At 51.7% G+C, this 15964-nt stretch carries 12 protein-coding genes; 2 read left to right on the top strand and 10 right to left on the bottom strand.

The genetic code is table 11. The features are described from left to right. Positions 1-98: 98 nt before the first annotated feature. The 10 genes from LGT44_RS19155 to sdhC form a co-directional block, all read right to left on the bottom strand. Positions 99-1994 (bottom strand): propionyl-CoA synthetase, encoded by a 1896-nt coding sequence (locus LGT44_RS19155; protein ID WP_225691985.1) that lies wholly within the window; start codon positions 1992-1994, stop codon positions 99-101. Between the two features lie 175 nt (positions 1995-2169). Next, positions 2170-3042 (bottom strand): succinate--CoA ligase subunit alpha, encoded by an 873-nt coding sequence (gene sucD, locus LGT44_RS19150; protein WP_225691984.1) that lies wholly within the window; start codon positions 3040-3042, stop codon positions 2170-2172. A 9-nt stretch (positions 3043-3051) separates the two neighbouring features. After that, positions 3052-4218: an ADP-forming succinate--CoA ligase subunit beta gene (sucC, locus tag LGT44_RS19145; protein WP_225691983.1), complete on the bottom strand. Its 1167-nt coding sequence runs from the start codon at positions 4216-4218 to the stop codon at positions 3052-3054. A gap of 138 nt (positions 4219-4356) precedes the next feature. Continuing rightward, positions 4357-5802: a dihydrolipoyl dehydrogenase gene (gene lpdA, locus LGT44_RS19140; protein ID WP_145468895.1), complete on the bottom strand. Its 1446-nt coding sequence runs from the start codon at positions 5800-5802 to the stop codon at positions 4357-4359. 22 nt (positions 5803-5824) lie between these two features. Continuing rightward, positions 5825-7033 carry a 2-oxoglutarate dehydrogenase complex dihydrolipoyllysine-residue succinyltransferase gene (gene odhB / locus LGT44_RS19135; protein ID WP_145468896.1) on the bottom strand — a complete coding sequence of 403 codons (1209 nt, stop codon included), beginning with the start codon at positions 7031-7033 and terminating at the stop codon, positions 5825-5827. A 29-nt stretch (positions 7034-7062) separates the two neighbouring features. Next, on the bottom strand, positions 7063-9900 hold the full coding sequence (locus LGT44_RS19130) for a 2-oxoglutarate dehydrogenase E1 component (protein WP_225691981.1): 2838 nt from the start codon (positions 9898-9900) through the stop codon (positions 7063-7065). Between the two features lie 266 nt (positions 9901-10166). Beyond that, positions 10167-10877: a succinate dehydrogenase iron-sulfur subunit gene (locus LGT44_RS19125; RefSeq protein ID WP_145468898.1), complete on the bottom strand. Its 711-nt coding sequence runs from the start codon at positions 10875-10877 to the stop codon at positions 10167-10169. Between the two features lie 15 nt (positions 10878-10892). Continuing rightward, the gene (gene sdhA / locus LGT44_RS19120; protein ID WP_145468899.1) at positions 10893-12665 is read right to left on the bottom strand and encodes a succinate dehydrogenase flavoprotein subunit; all 1773 of its coding nucleotides are present in this window, start codon (positions 12663-12665) and stop codon (positions 10893-10895) included. Positions 12666-12668: 3 nt separating this feature from the next. Next, positions 12669-13016 (bottom strand): succinate dehydrogenase, hydrophobic membrane anchor protein, encoded by a 348-nt coding sequence (sdhD, locus tag LGT44_RS19115; protein ID WP_225691980.1) that lies wholly within the window; start codon positions 13014-13016, stop codon positions 12669-12671. Next, positions 13010-13384, bottom strand: coding sequence for a succinate dehydrogenase, cytochrome b556 subunit (gene sdhC, locus LGT44_RS19110; RefSeq protein ID WP_145468901.1), 375 nt, complete (start codon positions 13382-13384; stop codon positions 13010-13012). Before sdhC ends, sdhD begins: the two co-directional genes overlap by 7 nt. Positions 13385-13736: 352 nt before the next feature. Between sdhC and gltA the strand changes: the two genes are divergently transcribed. After that, on the top strand, positions 13737-15014 hold the full coding sequence (gltA, locus tag LGT44_RS19105; protein WP_230332013.1) for a citrate synthase: 1278 nt from the start codon (positions 13737-13739) through the stop codon (positions 15012-15014). Between the two features lie 8 nt (positions 15015-15022). Continuing rightward, positions 15023-15958, top strand: a complete 936-nt coding sequence (locus LGT44_RS19100; RefSeq protein ID WP_328296361.1) for an NAD(P)-dependent oxidoreductase — start codon at positions 15023-15025, stop codon at positions 15956-15958. The last annotated feature ends 6 nt before the right edge of the window (positions 15959-15964 follow it).

Here is a 15964-nt window from a genome sequence, read left to right as displayed (position 1 = left end):
AAAAAAAACCGGGCTGGAATCGGCCCGGTAAACACCATAATAATCAGAGAGAGCAAACTGGCTTTCGCCTGCTCATTCTATGACTGAGCGACCTGATATTAGTTCTCCGGCCGCAGTCCTTTTTTCAGAAGAATCTGCTCAATCTCTCCCAGACAGGCCGGATCATCGATGGTTGACGGTGTCTGGTATTCCTCGTTATTAGCGATATTGCGCAGTACTTTACGCAAAATTTTGCCGGAACGGGTTTTGGGCAAACGCTGCACCACAACCGCATCACGGAAACTGGCCACCGCACCAATCCGGTCACGGACGCGCTGTACAAGCTCAAGTTTCAGCGTTTCTTCATCAATATCAACACCGTCTTTCAGCAGCACCAGCCCCAGAGGCTCTTCACCTTTAAGATCACTGTGACGGCCAATGACCGCACATTCCGCGACCGCCGCATGCCCGGCAACCACCTCCTCCATCTCACCGGTCGACAGACGATGACCGGCAACATTGATGATGTCGTCAGTACGCCCAAGCACAAACAGATAGTTATCATCATCCAGATAACCGCCATCACCGGTAATGTAATACCCTTTGTAAGTACCCAGATAACCGGCGACAAAACGCTCGTGATTGCCCCAGATAGTCGGCAGACATCCTGGCGGCAATGGCAATTTGATAGCAATACTGCCCTGCTCATTGGCAGCAACCGGACGCCCCTTCGGATCTAAAATCTGCACATTAAATCCGGGTGACGGGCGTGTAACAGAACCCGCCTTCACTTTTGCTGGCTCAAGCCCCATATGATTGCCGGCAATCGCCCAGCCGGTTTCGGTCTGCCACCAGTGATCCACAATCGGACGTTTAATATGCTGATCCACCCACTCATAAGTCGGAGGATCTAAACGCTCACCGGCCATAAAAATGGTTGTAAGCTTACTGAGGTCGTATTTTTCCGCCTGCAGGCATTGCGGATCTTCTTTGCGGATCGCGCGGAACGCTGTAGGTGCAGCAAACAATCCTTTGACACCATACTCGGCACAGACCCGCCAGAAAGCACCGGCATCCGGTGTACGTACCGGCTTGCCTTCATAAAAGACCGTGGTGCAGCCTGCAATTAACGGCGCATAAACAATATAAGAATGGCCAACCACCCAGCCGACATCGGAAGCAGCCCAGAACACATCCCCCGGATGCATATCGTAAACAACACTCATGCTGTAACTCATAGCCACCGCATGACCACCATTGTCGCGCACAACCCCCTTAGGCTTTCCGGTGGTACCGGAGGTATAAAGAATGTACAGAGGATCAAGCGCCGACACCGGCGTACAATCAGCAGGCTGAGCGGCAGCCACGGCCTGTTGCCAGTCAATATCACGCCCTGCGGTCAGCTCACAGCGCTGTTGTTCACGCTGAAAAATGACACAGCGCTCAGGCTTATGCGCCGCCATATCAATGGCAGCATCCAGAATCGGTTTGTATTCAATAATACGGTCGACTTCGATACCACAGGACGCTGACATAATGACCTTAGGTACGGCATCATCAATACGCACCGCCAGCTCATTCGGAGCAAAGCCACCAAACACCACCGAATGCACGGCACCAATGCGTGCACAGGCCAGCATGGCGATCGCAGCCTCCGGAATCATCGGCATATACACGATCACGCAATCGCCTTTACCAACGCCCTGACTGACCAGCATACCGGCACAGCGCGCGACGGCTTCGGTCAGCTGGCTGTAGGTATAGGTACGTTTATTCCCGGTCACCGGGGAATCATAGATAAGAGCAAGCTGGTCTCCACGTCCCTGCAGAACGTGATAATCCAGCGCCAGATAAGCGGTATTGAGCTGTCCGTCAGCAAACCAGCGATCAATACCATGTTCATCTTTGCTGAGAATGGCCTTGGGTTCTTTAAACCATTGAATCCGTTGTGACTGTTTTTGCCAGAAGGCTTCAGGCTGTTCGATCGAAGCCTGATATTCCTGTTGGTAACCCATAAAAAATTCCTCCTGTGTGAATGAATACACCTTAGGGGATGTGTGGTTACCGCGACTATTCGACCAAGGGTCATAACACCAAGGTCTAGCCGGCACCGGTCCGAACCTTCATGCGCGCTGGTAGTCATGCACAAAAAAACCCGCCGTAGCGGGTTCTTTTTTATAGCGGTAACACTTACCAGCCGGTTACTTCTTTCAGCGTCTTACCGATATCGGCCAGACTCTGGCAGGTAGCAACACCAGCGTCCTGCAGTGCCGCAAATTTATCGGCCGCAGTACCTTTACCACCGGAGATGATCGCGCCGGCATGACCCATACGCTTACCCGGAGGTGCAGTAACACCCGCGATGTAAGAAACAACAGGCTTGGTCACATTAGCTTTAATGAAAGCCGCTGCTTCCTCTTCTGCAGTACCGCCGATTTCACCGATCATGACGATGGCTTCAGTTGCCGGATCTTCCTGGAACATTTTCAGGATGTCGATAAAGTTGGAGCCCGGAATCGGGTCGCCACCAATACCAACACAGGTAGACTGGCCAAAGCCGTAATCAGTGGTCTGCTTAACCGCTTCATAGGTCAGAGTACCGGAACGGGAAACAATACCGACTTTACCTGGCAGGTGAATGTGACCCGGCATAATACCGATCTTACATTCTCCCGGAGTGATAACACCCGGACAGTTAGGTCCGATCAGGCGAACGCCCAGCTCGTCACACTTAACTTTCGCATCCAGCATATCCAGTGTAGGAATACCTTCGGTAATACAAACGATCAGCTTGATGCCGGCATTAGCGGCTTCAAGGATAGAGTCTTTACAGAAAGGAGCTGGTACGTAAATAACAGAAGCTTCAGCACCGGTTGCAGCAACCGCGTCTTTAACGGTATTGAATACCGGCAGGCCCAGGTGTTCAGTGCCACCTTTACCCGGAGTTACACCACCAACCATTTTGGTGCCGTATGCAATCGCCTGTTCAGAGTGGAAAGTACCCTGAGCACCGGTAAAGCCCTGGCAGATCACTTTGGTGTCTTTATTGATTAAAATGCTCATGATTACCCCTTAATTGCCAGCTGCAGCTGCGACCACTTTCTGGGCTGCGCCAGTCAGGTCGGTATCCGCGATAATGTTCAGGCCGCTTTCAGTCAGAACCTTGGCGCCCACTTCAGCGTTGTTACCTTGCAGGCGAACAACCACAGGAACCTTAACACCGACTTCTTTTACAGCGCCGATCACGCCTTCAGCAATCATGTCGCAACGCACGATACCACCAAAAATATTGATGAATACGGCTTTTACTTTTTCGTCAGACAGAATGATCTTGAATGCTTCAACCACACGTTCTTTGGTTGCACCGCCACCTACGTCGAGGAAGTTAGCCGGCTGACCACCATGCAGTTTCACGATATCCATAGTACCCATCGCCAGACCGGCACCGTTCACCATGCAGCCGATGTTGCCATCCAGTGCTACGTAGTTCAGTTCCCACTCAGCAGCGTGAGCTTCACGTGCATCTTCCTGGGAAGGATCATGCATTTCCTGCAGATCTTTATGACGGTAAACCGCGTTGCTGTCGATGTTGATCTTGGCATCCAGGCAGTGCAGATTGCCTTCGGTGGTGATAACCAGCGGGTTGATTTCCAGCAGCGCCAGATCTTTATCAACAAACAGTTTGGCCAGGCCCAGGAAGATATTGGTGAACTGCTTCACCTGATCACCTTTCAGACCCAGCTGGAATGCCAGTTCACGACCCTGATATGGCTGCGCGCCTACCAGTGGATCAATCGTGGCTTTCAGAATTTTTTCCGGAGTTTCTTCCGCTACTTTTTCAATTTCCACACCGCCCTCAGTTGAGGCCATAAATACCACACGGCGTGAAGAACGGTCGACGACCGCACCCAGATACAGTTCCTGAGCGATATCGGTGCAGCTCTCAACCAGAATACGGCTGACCGGCTGACCCTTTTCATCAGTCTGGTAAGTTACCAGGTTTTTACCCAGCCACTTGTTGGCAAACTCAGAGATTTCTTCTTTGGAAGAAACCAGCTTCACACCACCGGCCTTACCACGGCCACCGGCATGTACCTGAGCTTTAACAACCCAGCGGTCACCGCCAATGGTGTCGGCCGCTGCTGCAGCTTCTTCTGCAGTTTTGGCTGCCACACCTTTCGATACTGGCAGACCATACTGAGCAAAAAGCTGTTTACCCTGATATTCGTGAAGGTTCATCGCTTTCGTCCTGTTTCTCTTATTGAGTCGGGGGTTACCCAACAGCCTGTGTTAACCGGGCAGCCAATCGTGTCGGCAGTACTTATTCAGCACTCTCGCCCGGCCATAAAGCGAGGCCCGGAACTCCGGGCCAACGTATTACTTTTTCGCTTTGGTTTTACGATTCGCTTTGTGAATCGCATTGTTGTTAACGGCCAAAGCTGCTTCATGCACCGCTTCAGAAACGGTTGGGTGTGCAAACACCATCATGCCCACATCTTCAGCGCTTGAACCAAACTCCATTGCCACAACAATCTGCTGACACAGATCACCGGCATTCGGGCCAATCACACTGGCACCAAGAATACGGTCAGTTTCTGCATGGGCGATGATTTTCACAAAACCATCGGTATCAGCAGCGGCCATTGCACGGCCATTAGCTGCAAACGGGAACATACCAACGTTGTATGGTTCACCATCTGCTTTAATCTGCTCTTCTGTTTTACCAACCCAGGCAATTTCCGGGTGGGTGTAAATGACAGAAGGAATCACATCGTAATTCAGCTGTGCTTTATGACCGGCGATACGCTCGGCAACCATCACACCTTCCTCAGATGCTTTGTGTGCCAGCATAGGACCACGCACCACATCACCAACAGCCCAAACGCCAGGAGCATCAGTGCTGCAGGTTTCGTCGACGTGAATGAAACCACGCTCGTCCATATTCACACCGCAGTCGCCACTCATCAGGCCTTCGGTGTAAGGACGACGGCCAACCGCAACGATCAGTTTGTCGAAGACTTCTTTCTTCTCACCTTCGGCATCCTGATAGGTCACAGTTACCTGCTTACCTTTTACCTCAGTACCGGTTACACGGGCACCCAGACGGATGGTCATACCCTGCTTGGTGAACAGTTTCTGCGCTTCTTTGGCAACGGTCTGGTCAACCAGATGCAGGAATTTGTCCTGCGCTTCCAGTACAACCACTTCCGCACCCAGACGGCCCCAGACACTACCCAGCTCCAGACCAATGACACCTGCGCCAATAACGCCCAGACGTTTTGGCACTTCGCTGAATTCCAGCGCGCCGGTGGAATCGACAATAACGCCTTCGGTCAGTGGTGCTGGCGGAATAATCACCGGCACAGAACCTGTGGCAATGATCACATGCTCAGCTTCGAGGATTTCAGCAGTTCCGGCGTGACTGGTAAATTCGACCTTTTTACCAGCCAGCAATTTACCGGTACCTTCAAATGGCGTTACACCGTTGGCTTTGAACAGTGTCGCAACACCCATTGTCAGGTTTTTAACGATCTGATCTTTACGCTTCAGCATCGCGGCGATATCGATATTGACTTCGCCAACACTGATGCCATGCAGAGACAGTTTCTCTTTGGCTTCTTCGTACTTGTGCGAAGTATCCAGCAAGGCTTTGGAAGGAATACAGCCCACATTCAGGCAGGTTCCGCCAAATACAGCCTTACCATCTTTGCTCAGCCATTTATCGATACAGGCAGTGTTCAGGCCCAGTTGTGCACAACGGATAGCTGCGACATAACCGGCAGGACCACCACCGATAACGACGACATCAAACTTCTTACTCATCTTTATTTCCTTAACTATCCGATTAAATGTCTAACAGCAGACGGGCAGGATCTTCCAGAAGATCTTTGATCGCCACCAGGAACTGCACGGCCTCTTTACCATCGATCATACGATGATCGTATGACAGTGCGAGGTACATCATTGGCAGAATCACAACCTGACCGTTCACAGCCATCGGGCGTTCCTGAATCTTGTGCATGCCCATAATGGCCGTTTGCGGTGGATTCAGAATTGGTGTGGACATCAGAGAACCGAAAGTACCGCCATTGGTAATAGTGAAAGTACCGCCCTGCATTTCATCAATGCCCAGCTTACCGTCACGGGCACGGCCGGCGTAATCGCCGATGGTGCTTTCAATTTCAGCCAGACCCATACCATCGGTATCACGCAGAATAGGTACAACCAGACCACGCTCGGTAGAAACCGCAACACCGATATCCTGATAGCCATGGTAAACCATGTCATTGCCATCAATAGAGGCATTCACTGCCGGGAAGCGTTTCAGTGCTTCTGTTGCCGCCTTCACAAAGAACGACATAAAGCCCAGTTTAACGCCGTGTACTTTCTCAAACTGATCTTTGTACTTGGCACGCAGATCCATAACCGGCTTCATGTTGACTTCGTTATAGGTCGTCAGCATGGCGGCATTCTGTTGTGCTTCAACCAGGCGGCGGGCAATAGTGGCACGCAGACGGGTCATAGGCACGCGCTTCTCAATACGGTCGCCTTCCGGAATCACCGGAGCTTTGGCCGCTGGTGCAGCCGCTTTGGCCGGAGCCGCGGCTGGTGCTGATTTCGGAGCAGATTTCAGATGGTTAACCACATCTTCTTTGGTCACACGACCATCTTTACCGGTCGCGGCAATCGCCGAAGCAGCTACGCCGTTTTCTTCCGCAATTTTACGGGCCGCAGGGCTCATAATTACGTCGCCGGCAGCAGCAGGCTCAGCTGCCGCAGGTGCTGAAGCTTCTGCCGCAGGAGCAGCCGCAACTTCACCAGCAACGAAGACCGCAAGAACTTCGTCACTCAGTACAACATCACCCTCTTCTTTGAGCACATTTTTCAGTGTGCCATCTGCCGGAGCAACAACCTCCAGCACGACTTTATCGGTTTCAATATCCACCAACAGCTCATCACGCTGCACAGGTTCACCAGGCTTTTTATGCCAGGTAGCAACCGTGCCGTCAGCGACAGACTCAGGAAAAGTGGGTGCCTTAATTTCAATGCTCATTATGTTTTCCTTAATATTCCTGCGGTTACCTAGCCCTGGAGTCCCAGAGCGTCACGAATTAATTTTTCTTGCTGTTCAAGGTGCAGTGCCATATAGCCTGCAGCCGGAGAAGCGGAAGCGGCACGGCCGGCATACTGCAGATGCAGATCCGGATTCAGCTGCGACAACGCACGGCGCATATGGTGCTGACTGCTGTACCAGGCGCCCATGTTCATTGGCTCCTCCTGAGTCCAGACAACTTCTTCAACATTGCTGTATTTAGACAGCACTTTGGCAAGCTGTTTGGCCGGGAACGGATACAACTGTTCTATACGAACAATGGCAACATCCTTGATTTCTTCCGCACGGCGACGTTCCAGCAGGTCGTAATAAACCTTACCTGAACACAGAAGCACCCGGCGTACTGCCGCTGCTTCCAGCTCATCAACCTCATCAATCACTGTGTAGAAGCGACCGCCTGCCAGCTCTTCCAGAGTACTGATAGCCAGTTTATGACGCAGCAGACTCTTCGGTGACATAACCACCAGCGGCTTACGCAGCGGACGAATCACCTGACGACGCAACATGTGGTAAACCTGAGCCGGGGTGGACGGCACACAGATCTGTACGTTGTGTTCAGCACAGAGCTGCAGATAACGCTCCAGACGGGCTGAGGAGTGCTCTGGTCCCTGACCTTCATAGCCATGCGGCAGCAGCATAGTCAGACCGCACAGGCGACCCCACTTGTGTTCGCCGGAAGAAATAAACTGATCGAATACCACCTGCGCACCGTTGGCGAAATCACCGAACTGGGCTTCCCAGATAACCAGTGCTCCCGGAGTGGTCGTGGCGTAGCCATATTCAAACGCCAGTACCGCCTCTTCTGACAACAGAGAGTCGTACAGATCAAAGGCTGGCTGCCCTTCTTTAACATGCTTAAGTGGAATGTAGCTGGAGCCGTCTTTCTGGTTATGCAGAACCGCATGACGGTGAGAGAAGGTTCCACGCCCCACGTCCTGACCAGTGATACGGATCTGATGACCTTCATGCAACAAGGTTGCATAAGCCATGGTTTCCGCAAAGCCCCAGTTAATTGGCATAGCGCCCGCAGCCATACGACCACGGTCTTCAAGAATTTTTCCGACCTGACGCTGCACCGAGAAACCTTCCGGTACTTCCAGCAGTTTGTTCGCCAGTTCCTGCAGCTGTTTCAGATCAAAGCGGGTATCCGCACGCGCGGTCCACTCATGTCCGAGGTACGGAGTCCAGTCAACGAACAGTTCGGTATTCGGCTCTTTTACCAGACTCTTGGCAACGTGATGACCGTTATCCAGCGCCTTACGGTAGTCTTCTTCCAGCTCTTTACTGCTTTCTGCGGTCAGAACGCCTGCGGCAATCAGCTTATCGGAATAGAGTTCACGGGTGGTTTTCTGCGCTTTGATTTTTGCATACATCAAAGGCTGAGTGCCGGACGGTTCATCCGCTTCGTTATGACCACGACGGCGGTAACACACGAGGTCAATCACCACGTCTTTCTTGAATTCATTGCGGTAATCAACGGCCAGCTGAGTAACGAACAATACGGCTTCCGGATCATCGCCATTAACATGCAGAATCGGCGCTTCAACAATTTTGGCAACATCGGTGCAGTATTCGGTCGAGCGAACATCTTCACGCTTGGATGTTGTGAAACCAACCTGGTTGTTAATCACAATATGAATGGTGCCGCCGGTTTTGTAAGCGCGGGTCTGTGACATCTGGAAGGTTTCCATCACCACACCCTGACCTGCAAACGCGGAGTCACCGTGCATAATAACCGGAACAACTTTTTCACCGGTCTGATCATTACGACGATCCTGACGGGCACGCACCGAACCTTCGACCACCGGAGAAACAATCTCCAGGTGAGATGGGTTGAAAGCAAGCGCGAGGTGAACTTCACCACCAGATGTCATTACGTTGGATGAGAAACCCTGGTGATACTTCACGTCACCGTGGGATTCGTAATGCACTTTACCGTCGAATTCATCAAACAGATCGGAAGTCTTTTTACCCAGGGTATTAATCAGCGTATTCAGTCGGCCACGGTGTGCCATACCGATAACAATTTCTTTGGCGCCGTAGGTACCGCTGCGCTGGATCAGCTCGTCCATCAGCGGAATAAGACTTTCACCACCTTCCAGACCAAAACGCTTAACCCCCGGATAACGGGAACCCAGATATTTTTCCAGACCTTCGGCAGCCGTTAAACGCTCGAGCAGATGGAGTTTAACTTCACTGCCGAATTTAGGATGGGCGCGAACACTTTCCAGTCGCTGCTGAAACCAGCGCTGTTCTGCGGTGTTTACAATGTGCATATATTCGGCACCGACGGTACCGCAATAGGTCATATCCAGCGCTGCAAGAATATCGTTCAGCGAGGCTTCGTCCTGACCAATAAACAAAGAGCCGGTCTGGAAAACAGTATCCAGATCGGCCCGGGATAAACCATGAAATGCAAGATCAAGATCCGGGACTTTCTGACGTTCCATCAGATCAAGCGGATCCAGCTTGGCATGCTGATGACCACGACCGCGGTAGGCATTGATTAACTGCAATACCTGAACCTGCTTACGTTCATGATCAGAGCTGACAGCTCCCTGGGATACAGGACGGGAACGACGCTGATTTTTGGAAAGAAGAAGAAACTGTTCCCGAATGGGCTTATGGGGAGTATCTACGGAAGTGTTTTCGTCGACGCGTGGTAACTGATCAAAATAATTGCGCCACTCTTCGGGAACCTCATTGGGGTCTCTGAGGTAGGTTTCGAAGAGCTCCTCCATATAAGCAACATTACCTCCCGCTAATTGAGAGGTGCTCCAAAGTTGCTCCATTGTCTGCTCGTGCATGTACGACCACCCTGTTTTTGAATAAACGAGGGAAATCACCCACAGAGTGTACGCACCGACTCTAGCGCTAGGCAGGATAGAGGGCCGACCGGATAGATCGCAAGGCCTCTGAGGTGAACCGGGGATTCCCCGCTCCCTCAACTAAAAATTCAGCTTAGTTAAAAATAGAACTTTGTGAGGTCTATTTTTGAAAAATTGTCAACGTAAGCGGGCTGTGTGTCCAGCCCACTTACGTCTAATACCACCGGTCGTCAGTGGTGCTTTTCCTATAATTGCTGGGATAACAGCATATTACGGATGTGCCCAATGGCGCGCGTTGGATTCAATCCTTTCGGGCACACATTGACACAATTCATGATGCCACGGCAACGGAATACGCTGAATGGATCACTCAATTCCGCCAATCGTTCCTGTGTCATGGTATCGCGACTATCCGCCAGGAAGCGGTAAGCCTGCAACAGACCTGCCGGACCAACGAATTTGTCCGGATTCCACCAGAAAGACGGGCAGGAAGTAGAACAGCATGCACAGAGAATACACTCGTACAGACCATCCAGTTTTTCACGCTCTTCAGGGCTCTGCAGACGCTCGATAGCCGGAGCTGGTGTATTGTTCACCAGGTAAGGCTTGATCTTTTCGTACTGCTTGTAGAACAGCGCCATGTCGATGACCAGGTCACGGATCACTGGCATACCTGGCAGAGGACGCAGCACCAGCTTATCCATTTTGCCTTTGGTTGCTTCAGAGATCGGCGTGATACAGGCCAGACCGTTTTTACCGTTGATGTTCATACCATCAGAACCACACACGCCTTCACGGCATGAGCGGCGGTAAGCCAGAGTCGGGTCCTGCTCTTTAACCAGAGCCAGCACATCCAGAATCATCACGTCCTTATTACCAGGTACGTTAATTTCGTAATCCTGCATGTAAGGAGCCTGATCTTTCTCCGGATTGTAGCGATATACACTCACTAACATTTCAATACTCCCCTATTAATAAGTACGGACTTTCGGAGGGAACGCTGCCACAGTTTTAGGAGCAAAGTTCACAGCACGCTTGCCGATGGTCTTGGTTTGCGGGAAGTACAATGAGTGGCACAGCCAGTTCTCATCGTCACGTTCAGTAAAGTCGTTACGGGCATGAGCACCACGTGACTCTTTACGCTCAATTGCAGCAACTGCTGTGGCATAAGCGGTCTCGAACAGGTTATCCAGTTCCAGAGCTTCGATACGGGCAGTGTTGAATGGACCGCTCTTATCTTCGAGCATTGTGTTCTTAACGCGCTCACCAATTTCGTCGAGCATCGCCAGACCTTTTTCCATGCTTGGGCCTTCACGGAATACACCGAAGTACAGCTGCATGGTTTTCTGCAGATCTGCACGAACAGCAGCCACAGACTCACCGGTAGTCGAGTTATTCAGACGATTCAGACGGGCCATGGCACGTTCGATATCTTCTTCAGAAGCATCAACTGCCTCAAAGCCATCTTTAAAGCTCTTCTCAACCTGCAGACCCACAGCACGACCGAATACCACCAGGTCGAGCAGTGAGTTACCACCCAGACGGTTGGCACCGTGCACGGATACACAAGCGATTTCGCCGGCAGCATACAGACCTTCAACAACAACATCGTTGCCGTTTTCGTCCTGAGTCAATGCCTGACCACCAATATTGGTTGGAATACCGCCCATCATATAGTGACAGGTTGGAACAACCGGAATCGGCTCTTTTACCGGGTCAGCATGTGCGAAGGTACGGGACAGTTCAAGAATACCTGGCAGCTTGGCATTCAGGGTTTCTTCACCCAGATGATCCAGCTTCAGGAACACGTGATCACCGTCTTCACCACAACCACGGCCTTCCAGAATTTCCAGAACCATAGAACGGGCAACAACGTCACGACCTGCAAGGTCTTTGGCGTTAGGGGCATAACGCTCCATGAAGCGCTCACCGTCTTTGTTTACCAGGTAGCCACCCTCACCACGACAGCCTTCTGTTACCAGAACGCCCGCGCCGGCAATACCGGTTGGGTGGAACTGCCACATTTCCATATCCTGCATCGGCACACCGGCACGGATTGCCATACCAACACCGTCACCGGTATTGATCAGAGCATTGGTTGTGGACTGATAAATACGACCGGCACCGCCGGTAGCAAGAACAGTTGCCTTGGCTTTCAGGTACAGGGTTTCACCACTTTCGATATCAATCGCGATAACACCAGCAACCTGACCTTTGGCATTTTTCACCAGATCAACGGCATACCATTCATTAAGGAAGGTAGTACCGCCCTTCAGGTTACCCTGATACAGAGCATGCAACAGAGCGTGACCGGTACGGTCAGCCGCCGCACAGGTACGGGCTGCCTGAGTCGGGTTATCCGGACCTTTGGACTGGCCACCGAACGGGCGCTGATAAATACGGCCTTCTTCAGTACGGGAGAATGGCAGACCCATATGCTCCAGTTCGAAAACAGCCTGCGGACCTACTGAACACATATATTCAATAGCATCCTGGTCACCGATATAGTCTGAACCTTTAACGGTGTCATACATGTGCCAGCGCCAATCATCATTAGGATCCGCTGACGCAATCGCACAGGTGATACCACCCTGCGCTGAAACAGTGTGCGAACGGGTTGGGAAAACCTTGGTCACACATGCGGTCTTGATGCCGGCTTCGGTCAACTGCAGCGCAGCACGCATACCCGCGCCACCACCACCGATTACGATAGCATCGAAGGACATGGTTCTGATTTTAGACATGACTTACACACTCCAGAGAATGTCGATACCCCAAACCAGGTAAACGAACAGGAATCCTGCGCATACCAGCTGGAACGCAAAACGGATTGCGGCGGCTTTGAGATAGTCAGTTGAAATGGTCCACATACCTACCCAGGCATGTGCACAGATTGAGATCAGGGCGGCCAGACTGAATACTTTCATCCAGATGCAGGCAAACAGGCCCTGCCATTGTCCGTATTGCATATCCGGAGAGGCAATCACAAAGCCCAGCAGGAACAGAGTGTAGAGCGCCAGGATAACAGCGGTAACGCGCTGAACAACCCAGTCGTACAGACCACTGCGGCCCAAATTGGTGACACTTGTTACCATACCCAAACTCCCGCCAGAATGATTACGATCACGCCACATACCAAGGTAATGATGGCACCGGTACGACCGCCTTCTTTGGTTTCACCAATTCCCATATCCATCAACAGGTGCTTAACACCCGCTACCAAGTGGTAACCCAATGCAGACAAAATGCCCCAGGTGATGAATTTAACCAAACCGTTATCAAACACCGATTTCAGTTCAGCAAAGCTTTCTGCTGACTCCAGGGATGCCGCCAGCGCGCACAGCATAAAAGCCACAGCGAAGAACAGAATAAAACCGGAGATACGATGAATGATGGAGGCTTTGCCGGGAAGTGGGAGCTCAATAGTAGTCAGATCTAAATTTGTAGGTCTATTGCTATTCACGGCTCTTACACTCTCATATGGGCTTAACAGCTCCGCACGAAGCAGGCGTTAAGCGCAGGCTCAAGAAGATACCTGATTCCTTGTACAAGATTTGCACAAGTTTCAGGTCGCGACAAATTATAGTCACCCACCCGTTGATTTACAAACAGTCTGCGCCGCTATCGCACAGGCAGTACACAAATGCAGCAGATCAGGTGACATTACCGCAGCAGGACTATACTAGACGCGGCTGCTTATGGCTGCTCGACCGCTGGGTAATTGACAAACGGAGTTCAGAACCTATAGTTGTGCCCTTTCTTTTTAGGTCCGCCTTATATTTAAGGCTAAATTTTGAACAGCAGGAGGCCTATCCATGGCTGACAAAAAAGCAACACTGAAAGTTGACGGCATAGAAGAAACTCTGGAACTTCCGGTTTACGAAGGCTCTATGGGACCTGATGTTGTCGACGTTCGCAGCCTCTCTGGCAAAGGCCTGTTTACCTACGATCCGGGTTTCATGTCGACCGCCGCAACTGAGTCAAAAATTACCTATATCGACGGCGCTGCCGGTGTTCTGCTGCACCGTGGCTACCCGATCGATCAACTGGCGGAAAAATCTGATTATTTAGAAACCTGCTACCTGTTGCTGCACGGCGAACTGCCAAACGCGCAGGAAAAAGAAAACTTCGTTAACACCATTAAGAACCACACCATGGTGCACGAGCAGCTGAGCCACTTCTTTAATGGTTTCCGCCGCGACGCTCACCCGATGGCGGTAATGTGTGGTGTTGTTGGCGCCCTGTCAGCCTTCTACCATGACTCACTGGACATCCATGATCAGCACCACCGCGAAGTTTCTGCGCACCGTCTGATTGCGAAAATGCCAACTTTGGCAGCTATGGTTTACAAATATTCCATCGGTCAGCCATTCATGTACCCACGTAATGAACTGAGCTACTCCGAAAACTTCCTGCACATGATGTTCAACACTCCGTGTGACGAGAAGAAAATCAGCCCTGTTCTGGCCAAGGCTATGGATCGCATCTTCCTGCTGCACGCCGACCATGAACAGAATGCCTCGACTTCTACTGTACGTCTGGCCGGTTCTACCGGTGCCAACCCATTCGCCTGTATCGCATCCGGCATCGCGGCACTGTGGGGCCCTGCTCACGGTGGCGCCAACGAAGCTGTACTGAACATGCTGACTGAAATCGGTGACGAGTCCAACATCGATAAGTTCATCGCCAAAGCGAAAGATAAAGAAGATCCATTCCGCCTGATGGGCTTCGGTCACCGCGTTTACAAGAACTTCGATCCACGCGCCAAGGTTATGAAACAGACCTGTGATGAAGTTCTGGCTGAACTGGGTATGGAAGATGATCCACTGCTGAAAATCGCCATGAAGCTGGAAAAAATCGCAACCGAAGACGAATACTTCGTGAAGCGTGGCCTGTACCCGAACGTAGATTTCTACTCTGGTATCATCCTGAAAGCGATTGGCATCCCAACCGAGATGTTCACCGTAATCTTCGCCACCGGCCGCACCCCAGGCTGGATTGCACACTGGAACGAGATGATCAGCAGCGATTACCGCATTGGTCGTCCACGCCAGCTGTACACTGGCCACCCAAAACGCGACTACCCGGGCTAACCGGTTAGTTGTATAAAAAGCCGCTCACTGAGCGGCTTTTTTTATTTCTGCTACAGGAGACTTCAATGGCAACACTGGCATTTATCGGACTTGGCAACATGGGTTATCCAATGGCTGGCCATCTTGCCAACAATGGCCACTCTGTCAGAGTGTACAACCGCACCCCTGCCCGCACAGCGCAATGGCTGAGCGAATACAACGGTGAGGGCTTTGATAACATCAGCAACGCCGTCCGCCATTGCGACGCCGTTATTCTCTGTGTCGGCCGCGATGATGATGTACGCGACATTCTGACCGGCCAGCACAACGCCATCGCGGCGATGAATCGCGGCACATTAATCATTGATCACACCACCACCTCAGCCCTTCTGGCGGAAGAGATGGCATCAGCCGCCAAAAACGCAGGACTGCGCTTCTGCGATGCGCCGGTATCCGGCGGTCAGCAAGGTGCCATCAATGGTCAGCTGAGTCTGATGGTCGGCTGCGAGGTCAGTGATTTCAGCGACATTCGGACCATTACCACACCATATACCCGTGCCATTGAGCGCATGGGAGAGATTGGCAGCGGCCAGAAAACCAAAATGGTCAATCAGATCTGCGTTGCCGGACTGATACAAGCGCTTGCCGAAGGACTGCATTTCGCCGAAAAAGCGGGTTTAGATCGTGACAAAGTAATGGGTGTGATTTCTCAGGGCGCTGCCGGCAGCTGGCAGATGAGCAACCGTAATCAAACAATGATTGCAGGCGAGTACCAGCATGGCTTTGCCATCGACTGGATGCGTAAAGATCTGGATATCTGCCTCGAAGAAGCCCTGCGCAACAACACCGACCTTCCTGTAACCAGACTGGTAAATGACTATTACCGGGAACTGCAGTCAATGGGAGCCGGCAGGCTCGATACCTCGGCCCTGCTGCTGCGACTGCAGAACAAAGACGAAAACTGATCCGCA

The organism is Thalassolituus alkanivorans, from assembly GCF_020447205.1.
Lineage (GTDB): Bacteria > Pseudomonadota > Gammaproteobacteria > Pseudomonadales > Oceanobacteraceae > Venatoribacter > Venatoribacter alkanivorans.
The sequence above is the reverse complement of the archived record's forward strand: the minus strand, read 5'-3'. Positions and strand labels throughout refer to the sequence as shown.